Source organism: Bradyrhizobium sp. ARR65, from assembly GCF_000472385.1.
GTDB lineage: Bacteria > Pseudomonadota > Alphaproteobacteria > Rhizobiales > Xanthobacteraceae > Bradyrhizobium.
On record NZ_AWZU01000026.1, the window covers coordinates 19,749 to 34,627 of the forward strand.

18 protein-coding genes are annotated in these 14,879 nt (G+C 62.7%); 10 read left to right on the forward strand and 8 right to left on the reverse strand.

All coding sequences use genetic code 11. The features are described 5' to 3' along the window. Positions 1-55: 55 nt before the first annotated feature. On the reverse strand, positions 56-1,549 hold the full coding sequence (locus F758_RS0125465; protein ID WP_024510533.1) for an FAD-linked oxidase C-terminal domain-containing protein: 1,494 nt from the start codon (positions 1,547-1,549) through the stop codon (positions 56-58). A 223-nt stretch (positions 1,550-1,772) separates the two neighbouring features. Between F758_RS0125465 and cycA the strand changes: the two genes are divergently transcribed. After that, positions 1,773-2,168 (forward strand): cytochrome c-550 CycA, encoded by a 396-nt coding sequence (gene cycA, locus F758_RS0125470; RefSeq protein ID WP_024510534.1) that lies wholly within the window; start codon positions 1,773-1,775, stop codon positions 2,166-2,168. Between the two features lie 104 nt (positions 2,169-2,272). On the opposite strand, the gene F758_RS0125475 is transcribed toward cycA, so the two are convergent. Continuing rightward, a complete protein-coding gene (locus F758_RS0125475; RefSeq protein WP_024510535.1) occupies positions 2,273-3,220 on the reverse strand; it encodes an alpha/beta fold hydrolase in 948 nt (315 codons plus the stop codon). Positions 3,221-3,481: 261 nt separating this feature from the next. On the opposite strand from F758_RS0125475, the gene F758_RS0125480 reads away from it, so the two are divergent. Beyond that, positions 3,482-3,664 carry a hypothetical protein gene (locus F758_RS0125480; protein ID WP_024510536.1) on the forward strand — a complete coding sequence of 61 codons (183 nt, stop codon included), beginning with the start codon at positions 3,482-3,484 and terminating at the stop codon, positions 3,662-3,664. A 112-nt stretch (positions 3,665-3,776) separates the two neighbouring features. Here the strand turns inward: F758_RS0125480 and F758_RS0125485 are convergent, their stop codons facing one another. The 3 genes from F758_RS0125485 to ykgO all read right to left on the reverse strand — a co-directional run bounded on the left by F758_RS0125485 (position 3,777) and on the right by ykgO (position 5,138). Then, positions 3,777-4,043: a hypothetical protein gene (locus F758_RS0125485; protein WP_024510537.1), complete on the reverse strand. Its 267-nt coding sequence runs from the start codon at positions 4,041-4,043 to the stop codon at positions 3,777-3,779. 197 nt (positions 4,044-4,240) lie between these two features. Beyond that, positions 4,241-4,825 (reverse strand): tetratricopeptide repeat protein, encoded by a 585-nt coding sequence (locus tag F758_RS0125495; RefSeq protein WP_198026566.1) that lies wholly within the window; start codon positions 4,823-4,825, stop codon positions 4,241-4,243. A gap of 187 nt (positions 4,826-5,012) precedes the next feature. Continuing rightward, positions 5,013-5,138 carry a type B 50S ribosomal protein L36 gene (gene ykgO / locus F758_RS0125500; protein WP_006611362.1) on the reverse strand — a complete coding sequence of 42 codons (126 nt, stop codon included), beginning with the start codon at positions 5,136-5,138 and terminating at the stop codon, positions 5,013-5,015. A 262-nt stretch (positions 5,139-5,400) separates the two neighbouring features. Here ykgO and F758_RS0125505 point away from each other — a divergent pair, with 262 nt between their 5' ends. The 3 genes from F758_RS0125505 (at position 5,401) to F758_RS0125515 (ending at position 7,655) form a co-directional block, all read left to right on the forward strand. Then, complete coding sequence (locus tag F758_RS0125505) at positions 5,401-6,285, forward strand: amidohydrolase family protein (RefSeq protein WP_024510539.1); 885 nt, start codon at positions 5,401-5,403, stop codon at positions 6,283-6,285. 153 nt (positions 6,286-6,438) lie between these two features. Further along, entirely contained in the window at positions 6,439-7,179 is a 741-nt protein-coding gene (locus F758_RS0125510; protein WP_024510540.1) for a haloacid dehalogenase type II, read from the forward strand. Beyond that, entirely contained in the window at positions 7,176-7,655 is a 480-nt protein-coding gene (locus F758_RS0125515) for a YbaK/EbsC family protein (protein ID WP_024510541.1), read from the forward strand. The genes F758_RS0125510 and F758_RS0125515 overlap by 4 nt, the downstream gene beginning before the upstream one ends. Positions 7,656-7,794: 139 nt before the next feature. Here the strand turns inward: F758_RS0125515 and F758_RS0125520 are convergent, their stop codons facing one another. Further along, on the reverse strand, positions 7,795-8,709 hold the full coding sequence (locus F758_RS0125520) for a LysR family transcriptional regulator (RefSeq protein ID WP_024510542.1): 915 nt from the start codon (positions 8,707-8,709) through the stop codon (positions 7,795-7,797). 112 nt (positions 8,710-8,821) lie between these two features. On the opposite strand from F758_RS0125520, the gene F758_RS0125525 reads away from it, so the two are divergent. From F758_RS0125525 to wrbA, 3 genes are all read left to right on the forward strand, one after another. After that, positions 8,822-9,574 (forward strand): SDR family NAD(P)-dependent oxidoreductase, encoded by a 753-nt coding sequence (locus tag F758_RS0125525; RefSeq protein ID WP_024510543.1) that lies wholly within the window; start codon positions 8,822-8,824, stop codon positions 9,572-9,574. 77 nt (positions 9,575-9,651) lie between these two features. After that, entirely contained in the window at positions 9,652-10,350 is a 699-nt protein-coding gene (locus F758_RS0125530) for a pirin family protein (protein WP_024510544.1), read from the forward strand. A 150-nt stretch (positions 10,351-10,500) separates the two neighbouring features. Further along, entirely contained in the window at positions 10,501-11,100 is a 600-nt protein-coding gene (gene wrbA / locus F758_RS0125535; RefSeq protein ID WP_024510545.1) for an NAD(P)H:quinone oxidoreductase, read from the forward strand. A 403-nt stretch (positions 11,101-11,503) separates the two neighbouring features. Here the strand turns inward: wrbA and F758_RS0125545 are convergent, their stop codons facing one another. After that, on the reverse strand, positions 11,504-12,370 hold the full coding sequence (locus F758_RS0125545) for a protein-L-isoaspartate O-methyltransferase family protein (protein WP_024510546.1): 867 nt from the start codon (positions 12,368-12,370) through the stop codon (positions 11,504-11,506). Between the two features lie 290 nt (positions 12,371-12,660). On the opposite strand from F758_RS0125545, the gene F758_RS50935 reads away from it, so the two are divergent. Continuing rightward, positions 12,661-12,837 (forward strand): hypothetical protein, encoded by a 177-nt coding sequence (locus F758_RS50935; RefSeq protein ID WP_198026563.1) that lies wholly within the window; start codon positions 12,661-12,663, stop codon positions 12,835-12,837. Positions 12,838-12,927: 90 nt separating this feature from the next. Next, a complete protein-coding gene (locus F758_RS0125555) occupies positions 12,928-13,878 on the forward strand; it encodes a DUF5996 family protein (protein WP_024510547.1) in 951 nt (316 codons plus the stop codon). A gap of 19 nt (positions 13,879-13,897) precedes the next feature. Here F758_RS0125555 and F758_RS0125560 read toward each other — a convergent pair whose 3' ends face one another. Continuing rightward, a complete protein-coding gene (locus F758_RS0125560; protein WP_051387044.1) occupies positions 13,898-14,788 on the reverse strand; it encodes a hypothetical protein in 891 nt (296 codons plus the stop codon). Between the last annotated feature and the right edge of the window lie 91 nt (positions 14,789-14,879).

The following is a 14,879-nucleotide window of genomic DNA, read 5'->3' on the forward strand; positions in this document are numbered from 1 at the left end:
GGCTCGCGCAAGCTCCTCGGGATGAGGGGATAGAGCCGCTTATGACGCTGTTAACTCAGAACCGCGGAATATCGGGAAACGCCAGCTTGCCGCCATGCACATGCATGCGGCCAAGCTCGGCGCAGCGGTGCAGGGTCGGGAATACTTTTCCCGGATTGAGCAGACCCTGCGCGTCGAAAGCGCATTTGAGCCGCTGCTGCTGGTTGAGGTCGACTTCCGAAAACATCTCGCCCATCAGGTCGCGCTTTTCGATGCCGACCCCGTGCTCGCCTGTGAGCACGCCGCCGAGCTCGACGCAAGCCCGCAGGATGTCGGCGCCAAAGGCTTCGGCGCGCTCCATCTCGCCAGGCTGGTTGGCATCGTACAGGATCAACGGATGCAGATTGCCATCGCCGGCATGAAAGACGTTGGCCACCTGCAGACCGTATTTCGCCGAGAGGTCGCGGATGCGCGAAAGCGCCTGCGGCAGCTTGCCGCGCGGGATGGTGCCGTCCATGCAGAGATAGTCGGGCGAGATCCGTCCCACGGCAGGGAACGCCGCCTTGCGGCCGGCCCAGAACAGGTTGCGTTCGGCCTCCGAATTTGAAATCCGGCAAGAGGTCGAGCCGCAACCGACCGCGATCGCCTCCACTCGCTTGATCAGCTCGTCGACCTCGATCGCGGGACCATCGAGCTCGATGATGAGGAGCGCTTCGACGTCGAGCGGATAGCCGGCATGGACAAAGGCCTCGGCGGCGTGAATCGCGGGCTTGTCCATCATTTCCATGCCGCCCGGGATGATTCCGGCACCGATGATCCGCGCCACGCATTCGCCGGCCGCCTCCACTTGCGCGAAGCCGACCATCAGCGCGCGCGCCGTCTCCGGCTTCTGCAGGATGCGCACGGTGACCTCGGTGACGACCCCGAGCAGGCCTTCGGAGCCGGTGATGATGCCCATCACGTCGTAGCCGGCATTCTCGGCCGCCTTGCCGCCGATGCGCAGGACTTCGCCCGTCATCAGGACGATCTCGCAACCAAGCACGTTGTTGGTGGTCATGCCGTATTTCAGGCAATGCACGCCGCCGGAATTTTCCGCGATATTGCCGCCGATCGAGCAGGCGATCTGCGAGGACGGATCGGGTGCGTAGTAGAAGCCGGCATGCGCGACCGCCTGGCTGATCGCGAGATTGGTGACGCCGGGCTCCGTTACCACCACGCGGTTATCGAAATCGATCTCGCGGATGCGCTTGAATTTGCCCAAGCCCAACAGCACGCCATCGGCAAGCGGCAGCGCGCCACCGGAGAGCGAGGTGCCGGAGCCGCGCGGCACCACCTTGATGCCCTGTTCGTGACAATATTTCAGCACGCGCGACACCTGCTCGGTGGTCTCGGGCAGCACCACCACCATTGGGGGCTGCCGGTACGCCATTAGGCCATCGGACTCGTAAGGCAGCATCTCGGGTGCGGAGGAGATCACGCCTTCGCCGGGCACGATCGCGCGCAAGCTCGCCACGATCTCATCGCGCCTTGCGATGATCGCGGCATCCGGTTGCGGCATCATGATGGACATCGAACTCTCCGCGCGTTGAAATTTAGCTCACTGAATCAAGCATATCCGTGCCGCCTTGAACAGGCCACGAAACGCTGCGAATGCTGCAACTGCTCACAGTCCGCCCTAAGGATGAGTCGCGATGCGGTTTGACGGACTTGTCGCGACCATCGCCCCTATGCAAGAAGGGCGCGCGGAAATCCTCCCCCTATAACCCTCCTGGAAACCTCAAAGAGCCCATGCCATGAAGAAATTGACCTCGAGTGCTTTGGTGGTCATCGCGTCGGCAGCGACCGCCTCGGCGGCGCTGGCGCAGGACGCCGCGGCCGGCAAGACCTCATTCAACAAGTGCTTGCCGTGCCACTCGATCGGTGAAGGCGCCAAGAACAAGGTCGGACCGGAGCTCAACGGGCTCGACGGCCGCAAGACCGGCACCGCACCGGATTACAATTACTCCGACGCGAACAAGAACTCTGGCATCACCTGGAGCAAGGAGACCTTCCTCGAGTACATCAAGGACCCCAAGGCGAAGATTCCGGGCACCAAGATGACCTTCGCGGGGATCAAGAACGAGAAGGAAGCCGAGAACCTCTGGGCCTATCTTTCATCCTTCGACAAGGACGGAAAGCAGAAGCAGTAACGTCGGCTTCGTCCAAACCAAAAGCCCCGAGCGCGCCCGGGGCTTTTTTGTTGGCGCAAGAACTAAGCTCGGCGGGCACGGCGCTGCCCGCGCTCTCGCCCACCCTACGATTTGGATCCGACCTGCTCGATCATCGCCTCCACCTCGGCCATCACGACATCGGGCGCCGCCTGCTGCACCATGTGGCCGACGCCGTCCAGCACGATCAATCGCGTATGCGGCACCGCACGGGCGAAGGCGCGCGAATGAATATCGGTGGATACCGTCTTGTCGACGTCGCCCGATATCACCGTGATCGGCACCTCGATATCGCCGTAGCGCGGCATTTGCTCGATGACCGCCGCCTTCAACGTGATGAGGTCGCGCGCATTGGCCAGGAATTCGCGCGGCCGCAGCAGCAGCGGTATCGCCGTGTCCCTGATAAATCCGCCCGGCATCGCCTGGGGCAGAAACACATTGCGCGCACCTGGGCCGGTCAGGAACAGGCCCAGCGGCAGGGTGATCGTGTAGGCAAGCAGCGGCCCGATCAGCGGCGTCGTGACCATCCTGTTGTACCAGCCGACGCCGCCGCGCCAGGGATGCGTCACCGGCGCCAGCATGACGAGGCCGGCGAGCCGCTCAGGCGCGTCCAGCGCCATCCGCGCGCCCAACGCGCCGCTCCAGGAATGCACGACCAGGATGACGCGGCCGATTCCCATTTTCTTCAGCGCCTGTCCGATCATCCGGGCCTGGATCGCCGGGGTCGAGTCGGCGGCGCGGGCGCGGCTGCTCCAGCCGTGCCCGGGACGATCGATCAGGAGCACGCGGTGGCGCCTTGCCAGGAGGTCGCCGAGCGGGCGGCGCATCACTTCGAGGTTCGAGCTCGCGCCATGAACCATCACGATCGGAGGCGCGGACGCCTCGCGCGGCCCCAGATCGAGCACATTCAGCCGCGCGTCCCCGACATCCACTATCGTCCCGCGCTGTGGATAAGTCTGCTGCAGGAGCCATACGCCGGCCTGTGTGAACAGCGCCAATAGCAACAGCGCTCCGATAACAACTATTGATATCATTGAGCTTATCCGGACCATCCGCGCTGCAGGCCAACGCCGCGGCGAAGCGGAGCCGGCTTCGCGGCGAACGCATCTGGGCGTCTCGTTTCAGTGCCCCGTCATACAGGCGTCGTCGGCCTTTTTATAACCATGGTCGGCACTATTTCTGACGGCGGGCGCAGACCATTCGAGACGATCACCGCCACGCATTTTCCACGTCATCCACAGGAACACCAAATCCGCGCCGGTGATTGGTTCTCAGGCAAATGGGAGGGAGTATTCATGAGTTTCCGATCGAGCGACGCCACCATCGACGAGATCGTGGCTAACTGCAACGGCGATCTCCGCGGTGCGGTCAGAGCCTTGCTGCTGGTCAACGAGCACCTGGAGGCAGAGCTGGCGCAGCTCTACGCCGCGGCCGCTCACAGCGGTCTGACGGAGCGGCGCAATAACGTTCTGCACTAGAGCATGATCCGGAAAAGTGGAAGCCGGTTTTCCGAAAACATCATGCTCAAACAAAGAGATGAGATCATGATCCGATTCCGTCTAATCGGATCATGATCTGAATGGCCACGGTTCACTTCCCGGCGGAGTCCTGCTGAGGCGTGGGCTCCTCTTTTTCCGGTGGACAGGCATTGATGGTCGAGCGGGCCAGCTTCGCATCGCTTTGCGACCTGTAAGGGCCGTCCGCGAACCAGATGTTGCCGCCATCCACGACCGGATTGCGGGTGACGATCTCACATTTGCTGGTGGCGTGGCTTCCGACCACCCAGAACATGTTATCGGCGTAGGCAGCCGTCGCAGACGCGACCATCAGGCCCGCCGCCAGCATCACGCGTGTCATGGCTTGGCTCCCTGTGGAGACCGAGAGGTTCATTGGCTAGCGGGAAACAGCGCCGCTGACAATCAATGGCTATGCGGCAGGTTAACGCGGCGCGGCTAAAGCATCACCCGGAAAAGCGTGCAGCGGTTTTCCGAACAGACCTGCTCAAACAGCAAATCCAGAAGCGCGATGACGATTCAGCCTGATCTCGTCGCGCTCTAGATATCGCGGCCTTCGACCTTTTCACTGAGTTGCTTGACGAGTTCGGGCACCTTTTCCAGATGCGGGTTGATATCCAGCGCCTTGCGGAAGGCATCAAGCGCCCGCTTGTCGTCGCCAAGGTCCTGCATGATCATGCCGAGCCCCGCGAGCGCACCGAAATGACGGGGCTCGCGGATCAACACCTGTCCGATATCGGCCAGCGCGTGGCCGTAGTCGTTCTTGAGATAATAGAGCGTGGCCCGCCGGTTCCAGGCCTCGACATAGTCGGGGCGCAGCTTGATCACGGCATCGAGCAGTTTGATCGCGACCTGAGGCTGCTGTTCGTCCGTCGCGACCTTGGCGCGCGCCATCAACAGCGCCGCGGTGTCACTTGGCGTCTGCATCCAGAGCGCCCAGATCCGGGCCTCGACATGTTTGGCGCTGATCTCGTCCGGCGCGGCCTTGAGCGCGCCGAACAGGAAATCGAGTCCTTTGGACCGGTCGGCGGGAACGTTGGGGAGCTTGGCCGGCGCTTCCGGCGGTTTTTTCTTGGCCGGATTAAGCTGGTCCTGCGCAAGCGCGGAGATCGGCAGCGCAGCCATCGCGGCGGCAAGTCCGATGGCGGTGACGTAGCGACGAGGCCCCAAGTCTCTCTTCAAGTCTCTCTTTAGGAATCTCATCGCAAAAGTGTAGACGCAGCCAAGCCGCCTTGCAAAGCGGCAAGGCGTCAAAGAGCCGTGAGAAAGGGCTATTTTACCGCTGGAACCGGGCTACGTCGGTTCGGCCTTGTCAGCCCTGGCGCGCCTTGAAGCGGCGCTGGACCTTGTTGATCACATAGACCCGGCCCTTGCGGCGAACCAGGCGGTTGGCGCGATGGCGGCCACGCAGCGATTTGAGCGAGTTACGGACCTTCATGGCAAAATCCTGATGCTTCCAAAGGCCGTGTTCGACAGGCCGGATTTGGCAAAATAGGGATTATCCCGCCGACGGACGGCCGCCCGGGATGGCGCGGTTTCTAAGCCATGACCGGGCCAAATGTCAATCCAAATGGGCCGGCTTGCAAAATGGGTCGGTTTGACGCGGCTCCGCACCGGCGGCCGGCCGCCTTGCCAAATTGATTATATGGTATAATCAATTTGCGGAACGCGAAAATCAAGCCGCCCGGGACGGAAAGCCAATGCCCAAACTGACGCTGCCCAATATCGACGAGGTCGTGGCGATCGACATCCACACCCATGCCGAGGAGCCCTGCGGGCTGCACGGCGACGATGGCTACGACGATTTCCAGGCCAGGATGGCGGAGTACTTCAAGTCGCCGCACAAGCATCCGCCGACGGTGCCGGAGACCGCCGCCTATTATCGCGAAAAGAAAATCGCCGCCGTAATCTTCCCGGTCGATGCCGAGCGCGAGACCGGTTTCCGCCGCTACAACAATTACGAGATGCTCGAGGTCGCCTCGCAAAATCTTGACGTCCTGATCCCGTTCGCCAGCATCGATCCGCACAAGGGCAAGCTCGGCGTGCGCGAGGCGAAGAAGCTGATGGAGGATTACGGCGTCCGCGGCTTCAAGTTCCACCCGACCATGCAGGGCTTTTATCCCAATGACCGCCTCGCCTACCCGCTCTATGAGGCCATCAATGACGGCGGCGCGATCGCGCTGTTTCACACCGGGCAGACCGGGGTTGGCAGCGGCATGCCCGGCGGCATGGGGATGCGGCTGAAATATTCCAACCCGATGTACATGGACGACGTGGCGGCGGACTTCCCCGACCTGAAGATCATCCTCGCCCATCCGTCCTTCCCCTGGCAGGAGGAGGCGCTGTCGGTCGCGACCCACAAGCCGAACGTCTACATCGACCTCTCCGGCTGGTCGCCGAAATACTTCCCGCCGATCCTGGTGCGCTACATCAATTCGATCCTGCAGGACAAAATGCTGTTCGGCTCGGATTGGCCGGTGATCACGCCGGACCGCTGGCTCGCGGACTTCGCAAAGCTCGACATCCGCGAGGAGATCCGGCCGAAGGTGCTGAAGGCCAACGCGAGGAAACTGCTCGGCATCTGAAGCGATGCCGGGTTGGTGATGGCCGGAGCGGCGGCTGGCCCTTGCCGAAGCCTGCCAAGCCTAGCATCCTTTCCGCGCGCTCCTGCCGGGAAAGCCCGGCGATGGCCCCGCCGCAAACGGCGGGTCACATCGACAAGATATCGGTGAGGAAAGATGAGTATCGAAGCTGTCGTGTTCGACGCCTACGGCACGCTGTACGACACCCAGTCAGTCGCGGCGGTCACCGAAGACACCTTTCCGGGCTATGGCGACCTCATCACGCAGATCTGGCGCATCAAGCAGCTCGAATATAGCTGGCTGCGCTCGCTGATGGGCCGCTACGAGAGCTTCGCCGTCGTCACGCGCGATTCGCTCGCCTATACGCTGCGCGTGCTCGGGCTGACATATGACGGCGGGGCGTTCGAGCGCATCATCGAAAAATATCTTCATCTCGAGCTCTACCCTGATGCGATGGCCGCGCTCGGTGCGATGGGCGACCGCAAGCTCGCGATCCTCTCCAATGGCAGCCCGGACATGCTGAACGCGCTCGTCCGCAATACGGGGCTCGACGGCGTGCTGGCGGCGACCATCAGCGTCGATGCCAACAAGATCTTCAAACCGAATCCTGCAACCTACAGCCTGATCGAATCGACACTTGCCATTCCGCCCGCTTCCGTGCTCTTCGTCTCCTCCAATCCGTGGGACGCCTGCGGCGCCAAGGCGTTCGGCCTCAACGTCGCATGGATAGAGCGGGTCACGCCGGAGGCGATGGCGCTCGCCTGCGTCGAAAACGAAACCATGGCGCCACTGACCCTGTTCAAGGCGCTTCGCACCCAGATGGATGAGCTTGGCTTTGTCCCTGATCACCGCATCCGCGCGCTTTCGGAATTGCCTGAGATCGTAGGGCGCGCATGAGTCTGGAATCGGTTCGCGCCTTCTTCGCGCAAAAGGCGCCCGACATCACAGTCATCGAATCGCAGGTCAGTTCGGCCACCGTTGCCCTTGCCGCCGAAGCCTATGGCGTCGAGCCCGCGCGGATCGCCAAGACCCTGTCTTTGCGGATCGGCGAACGCGTGATCCTCATCGTGACCAGCGGCACCTCACGCATGGACAACAAGAAGGTGAAAGCGCTGTTCGGAGGCAAACCGAAGATGCTTGCGCCTGACGAGGTCGCCGAGATCACCGGCCATGAAGTCGGCGGCGTCTGTCCGTTCGGGCTGGTGACCGACTTGCCGATCTATTGCGACGTGTCGCTGCAGGCTTTCGACATCGTGGTGCCGGCCGCGGGCTCGACCCACAGCGCGGTGCGCATCAGCCCGTTACGGATGGCGGAATTGGTTGACGCAGAATGGGTCGATGTCTGCGAGCATCGTCTTGCGCCGGTCACCTGAGCCGGCCATTGTTACGGAATCTTGTAGAGCGCGATGTGGTTTGGTTGAGTCGGCGCCTGCCGCGGATTGGGTTCACCTCCGCCGTAGTAGGGAGAGGTGAACCGTCGAGACAACCGACCGAACCTAATCTCATCACGCGCTAACTGCCGCGCTTTCGTCCTTTCGCAAAATGACGCGTCAAGAACTCAGCGAGCACCTCGACGCGTGCCGGCCGGGGACCGCCGGGCGGCGTCACCAGGTGCACAGCGCCTTCCGGCTGTTTCCAGCCTTTGAGGATCACCTCGACCTCGCCTGAGGCGATCGCGTCTCCGACAATGAATTCCGGCAGATCGGCAATGCCGAGGCCGGCGATCACCGCAGGCAGCACCGCCTCGCCATTGTTGACGCGCAACTGCCCTGCGGGGCGCACGCTCGCCTCCTCCCCATTTGCATTGGTGTAGTGCCAGACATTCGGCGTGGAGAGATAGGCGTAACCGAAGCATTTGTGCTGGGCGAGATGCATCGGATGCGTGGGTCGGCCATGGCGTTTCAAATAGGAGGGCGCGGCAACTGTGTAGCGTGGCATCGCGCAGAGCCGCCGCGCGATCAGAGATGAATCCGGCAGCCGCGCAATGCGCAAGCCGGCGTCGAAGCCTTCGCCGATCAGATCGACTGTGGCGTCGCTCAAATGCAGATCGATCGAGACCTCAGGATATTGCGCGAGGAACTCCGGCAAGAGCGGCGCCACCGCTTTCACGCCGAAGGTCATGGGCACCGCGAGCCGCACCAAGCCGCGCGGCGCGGTCGATTGCGCGAGCGTCTCGTTCTCGGCCTCCTCGCCGTCGGCGAGCAGGCGCGCGGCGCGGACCGCGAGCCGTTGCCCGGCATCGGTCAGGGCGAGCCGCCGCGAGGTGCGATTGAACAGCCGCGCGCCCAGCCGCTCCTCCAGGCGACTGACCGCCTTGGAGACGGTCGCTTTCGAGACCGCAAGATCGCTGGCCGCCGCCGCAAACGACCGCAACTCCACGACTTTCGCAAAAATCGCCAGCGCCTCGAAATCCGGAAGCTTTGCCACTGGTCAGCCTCAAGCAAATTAGGAAACAATGAGTTTCTATAGTTTCTATTTCTACACCAGGGGCGAGGACATATCCAGAGGCCATCGAAATGTCAGGCAATGGAGCAAGCCAATGACCAAGAAGCTTTCAGGCAAGGTTGCGCTCGTCACCGGCGGCTCGCGTGGCATCGGCGCAGCGAGCGCCCGCGCGCTCGCCGACGAAGGTGCAAATGTCGCGATCAGCTATGTCGCCTCGCCCGACAAGGCTGAGGCCGTCGTCGCGGAATTGAAGGCCAAGGGCATACAGGCCGCCGCCTTCAAGGCGGATCAGGCCTCTCCGGCCGATGTCGAGCAGTTGGTGAACGAGGTCGCAAAGCGGTTCGGGCGGCTCGATATTCTCGTCAACAATGCCGGTGTCGCCGCTGGCGGCGCGGTCGATGATCCCAAGGCCGACACCGCGGCGCTGGCACGGCAGGATGCGATCAATGTGCACGGTGTGATCGCGGCGATCCGCGCGGCCTCAAAGCTGATGGGCGAGGGCGGGCGCATCGTCACCATCGGCTCGATGCTCGCGGACCACATCGCGTTCCCGGGTCTAGCCGACTACGTCTCCACCAAGGCTGCGGTCGTCGGCTACACCAAGGGCGCCGCGCGCGATCTCGGGCCGCGCGGCATCACCATCAATGTGGTGCAGCCGGGCTCGATCGACACCGACATGAACCCGAAGGACGGCGGCGACTTTGCCGAGGCGCAGCGCGCCAAGCATGCGCTGCAGCGCTTCGGACGGCCGGAAGAGATTGCGGCCGGCGTCGTCTTCCTGGCGAGCCCCGAAGCGTCGTTCGTGACCGGCTCGGTGCTCACCATCGACGGCGGCTTCACCGCGTAATCGCTCCCGTTCACGCCAAACCGCCGGGCGCGAGCGGCGCCCGGCATCACCAGGACATTCATTGAAGGATACATGCCATGATCGAGGTCAGACCTTTCGCCAAGCTCGGCAGCGCCGATCACGGCTGGCTGAAGGCCCGCCACCATTTCTCCTTCGCCGGCCACTATGATCCCGGCAATTTGGGCCATGGCGCGTTGCGCGTGTGGAATGACGACGAGATCGCGCCGAACACCGGCTTTCCCGCGCATCCCCACGCCAACATGGAAATCATCACCTATGTGCGCGAAGGCGCGATCACCCACAAGGACAGCCTCGGCAATACCGGGCGGACCGAGGCCGGCGACGTGCAGGTGATGAGCGCTGGCAGCGGCATCCGCCACTCCGAATACAATCTGGAGCCGAACACGACGAAGATCTTCCAGATCTGGATTGAACCGACGGTCTCCGGCGGCCAGCCGACCTGGGGCTCGAAGCCGTTCCCCAAGGCCGATCGCTCCGGCAAGCTCATCACCATCGCGAGCGGTCTTGCCGAGGACAAGGACGCGCTGCCGATCCGCGCCAATGCACGGGTGCTCGCCACCACGCTGAAGGCCGGCGAAAGCGCGGAATATGCGAGCGGCAAGACGCGCAATCTCTATTTGGTGCCCGCGGCCGGCGCGGTGGAGATCAACGGCATCCGCGTCAATGCCCGCGACGGCGCCGCCATCAACGGTGAGGACAAGCTCAGCATCAAGGCGCTGGAGGACAGCGAAGTGGTGCTGGTGGACGCGGCTTAACCCCTTCCCTCCCTCTTCATGCCCGGGCTTGTCCCGGGCATCCACGACTTATCTCATGCTGAAGCAAAAGACGTGGATGGCCGGGGCAAGTCCGGCCATGACAGCGGAGCCAGTTGACCCATTGCCCACTCAACCCCAGGAGAACCATCCATGACCAAAGTCCTCGTCCTCTACTACTCCGCCTACGGCCATATCGAAGCGATGGCCAATGCAGTCGCGGAGGGCGCGCGCGAGACCGGCGCCACCGTCGACATCAAGCGCGTGCCGGAGCTGGTGCCGCCGGAAGTCGCGAAGGCGTCACATTACAAGCTGGACCAGGCCGCGCCGGTCGCCAAAGTCGAGGACCTCGCCAATTACGATGCCATCATTATCGGTACCGGCACCCGTTTCGGACGCATGTCGTCGCAGATGGCGAATTTTCTCGACCAGGCCGGCGGCCTCTGGATGAAGGGCGCACTGCACGGCAAGGTCGGCGGCGCCTTCACCTCGACCGCAACCCAGCATGGCGGCCAGGAGACGACGCTGTTCTCCATCATCACCAACCTCTTGCATTTCGGCATGGTCGTGGTCGGCTTGAACTATGGCTTTGCAGGGCAGATGAAGCTCGACGAGATCACCGGCGGCGCGCCCTACGGCGCCACCACCATCACCGGCGGCGACGGCAGCCGGCAGCCCAGCGCCAACGAGCTGGCCGGTGCGCGCTATCAAGGACGCGTGATCGCGGAGACCGCGAAGAAACTGCATGGCTGATGCGTTTGGGGCGGCATTCTCTCGAGCGGATGCCGCCCCCATCTACCCCGAGCGATCAGCAACGCGGCGGATCGCGCTGTCATGTCAAGGAGTAGAGGCTCTCGCTCGCCAGGCCGCCGGCCCCGTGGTGGGCGGTGCGTTGTAGGGACGACGGTTATAGCTATGGTCGAAATTCTCTTTATGGCTCAATTGGTGCGCAGGCCGCTGCAGGCCATGGCGCGGCGCTGGTATTGCCGCGGGCTATTCCAGGCCACGCGCGGCCGGCTGCGCTGCGCCGAATGCACGCGTTCGTGATCCGATTTCACGAGACGCGATCACGGACACCGTAACCAGGGCAGAGAAACCAGGACAGGCTCGCCGGCGTAGATGAGCATGTTGGCGTTCGCCCGCGGTTGAATAGCGCTCAGCTTTTCGTCGCCTCCGTTTGCTCGCCCTTGGCCCCCGCAGTCGACAGCCACCAACCATCACCTGCATACCAGCACGTATCATCGGGGGCTCCGTCGAGCCGCAGCGAACGGACGCGATCCCAATCTTTCGAAAACGCCTCGGTCAATCGACGGCCTGCCTCTTCGTCCTGCAGGCCCGCGCAACCGATGAACTGGGCACGGCCAGCGAACCGTGCCGCCCACACGGACTCTTGATCAAGACGCTTGACGAGCAACATGCCGCCGAGCACGCCCGCCGGCGCTAAGGGGAACAAGAGCCGTCCTCGCGGACGCAAGGCTTCGAGCCACGCTCGGCTGGGATGCGCGGCGCCGGCGCAAACATAGATCAAGTCAGCGCGCGGCAGGTTCGGCCCGACGCCCGATTGCGTCCGCACCTCCACCTGAGGAAAATCTTTCAGATTGTCCCGAGCCCAGGCCGACAGCCCCTCATCAATCTCATAGGCGCAGACCCGGCCAGCGTCACCGACGAGATGCGCGAGAATGGCGGTGTAGTAGCCGCTACCAGTCCCAACCTGCACTACGGTTTCGCCCGGTTTGATGTTGCAGGTGGCAATCCAGTACGCGTGAGCGCTGGGCATGCCAATATTGATCTCACGCTCACGATCCAATGCTACCAAGAGGTTCTGGTACAGGAACGCCGGATCGTCGTCGGGCGTCAGCACGTAAGGCTGGCCGCCTATCGTGACCCACCACGGGCCCCGCCCGGCAAATGGCTCGCGCTTCACCGAACGGAACGCCTCCTCAATTCGCGCTTCATTGAGCTTGGCGGCAGCGCAAATCAGCTTGGCATAGAACGCGCGAAGCTTTTCCGATCTGTCTTCCATGGCATCTGTCCAGCTTCTCTGATTACCGACACCGGCTTTGCCGCAAATCGATCCCCTGCGTGCGCTGATCTGCGAGGCAGATTGGTCGAAAATTCGAAAATACTTTTCAGGATGGCAAATATGAAAGCTTGGAGTTGTGGGCACCTCCTCGCTCTCGCATCACCGGCCGCCTGCGCAGGGTGCACGGGTTCGTGATCCATCCTTAGCGGGCGAAATGCTGGCAGCTCGCAGGAACAAGACTACACTCGTTCCGTTCGAGTGTCGCGCATCCGCGCGCGTGGAGATGGCCCATGAGCAACAAGCCCGCGTCCAAAAGTTCGAAGGACAAGTCCGGCGTTACCCATCCCGGCATGATGGGTGACGGAACCGAAGAGCAAAATCTCAACGAGCCGGGCGACCCCGCTGCCCGCATCAAAGAGGACGAGGTCGACGAGGCTTTCGGCAAGAAACCGAAGAAATCCAAATAGTGTAGCCAGCCAATTGGCGTATAAAGGGCCGGGCCATTGGGTCCGGCCTTTCTTATTGGTGATGGCGGCCAGATCGGCCTGTGGTGCGACATGAGCAAGACGCTGCAAACGCCCTGGCCCGAATTACCCACCGCTGCGTGGCGCGAGACTTGCGCGACCTTGCATCTCTTCACCCAGATCATCGGCAAGGTCAGGCTGTCGCGTACGCCCTGGCTGAACCATTCCTGGCATGTGACGCTTTACGTCACCGCGCGCGGGCTCTCGACCTCGCCGATTCCCGATGGCGCCGGGATCTTCGAACTCGAGCTGGACTTCCTCGATCACACGCTGCGGATTTCCACAAGCGGGGGCGACGCGCGGAAATTCGCATTGGCGGGACATTCCGTCGCCAGCTTTTATGCAAAGGTGATGGCAGCACTGGCCGAGCTCGGCATTGATGTCGAGATCGACGAGATGCCCAACGAAGTGCCCGCCCCCGTGCGCTTCTCGCAGGACACAGGCCACGCGTCCTACGATGCCGACGCGGTACGCCGGTTTTTCCAGATCCTCATCAACGCCGATCGCGTGTTCAAGCTGTTCCGCACCGGGTTTCTTGGCAAGGCGAGCCCGGTGCACTTCTTCTGGGGCAGCTTTGATCTTGCGGTCACGCGCTTCTCCGGCCGCCGCGCGCCGCGTCATCCCGGCGGGGTGCCGTACTTGTCCGACGCAGTTGCCGTTGAGGCCTATTCACACGAGGTCAGCAGCGCCGGCTTCTGGCCGGGCGGTGGCGCGATCGATTACCCCGCCTTCTACTCCTATGCCTATCCGGAGCCTGCAGGATTTCGCACGACCCGCGTGAAACCCGATGCGGCTTTCTTCAGCGAGGCGCTTGGGGAATTCGTCCTGCCCTATGACGCTGTGCGCATGTCAGACAATCCCGATCAGGTGCTGCTGGACTTTCTGCAAAGCACTTATGAAGCCGCCGCGGACGCAGCGAAATGGGATCGCACGGCACTCGAATGCCCGGTTGGCCAAATCGGCGTGGCGCGGGAAATCCCGTAAGAACACCCGCGCGTCGTGGTCAGCTGTCGAAGATCGCCGCCTCAGTAAAGGCGAGGTCGCCAAGCCGCGGCGGTTTTGGACCTTTTGCGTATTTGCGTCCGCGCTTTTCCGAATACCAGCCAACCACTCCCGGGACGGGACAGTTCGCGTCAAAACGAATCAGCAGGCCGCCACGCCAAGCCAGGAAGCGTCCGAGGTTGCCGGCAAAGCGCCTGAGATCGCCGATGTCGCGGCAATAGATCAACCGGTACACCGGAACGAGATTCTTCACACGGTGCCTCTGGAAGACGAAGGGATGGCAATTGCGCCCCTCGCGCACCGCGAGGCTGAGACAGCCGAATGCTGCGTGCTGGCGCAGCAGATCGGCCTCATAGCGCGTGAGCCTGCATGCATGCTCTTCCGAAAACAGCTCCACGCTCGCATCGGGCGCGGAGCTCGACAGCGCCAGCGCGCCATACACCTGTCCCTTGCAATAAACCGAAAAACCCTGGGCTTCGACGGTGGACCAGGTATGCGGCGCCGGCGTGATGTTGAAATAGGTCACGTTCTTGTCGCGCGTGGCCGACCTGACCAGCAGCGAGGCAAAGGCCCTGTAATCAGGCTCGACATACCAGCTCGACACGTTGCACCTGACGAGGGTTTCCTCGCCGGCAACGACATTCGAAAACAGCAGCAGAATGACGCCAACGGGCGCGCCGGCCCTATCGAGACAATATCCGAACGCGGGATAGCCGTGGGGTCGCGAGCGTCGCCCCTGCCGCTGCAACCCGCGCAGCCAATACTCCGTCGAACGAAATGGAAAGCCGCGGGCCAGCAGCGCGGCAACGGCAGCCAGATCCGACTCGACGATCTCGCGAACGCGCAGCTTCGCGGCCGGCGCCGACTGGCTGCACTGACGATCCAACTGCATGGTCCCGGCTCTAAACTGCACCGAACTGATACGCTTTAAAGAATAGTGCCGCGTCGAAGGACGCAGCCAATTTGAGGCAAGCTCGCCATGA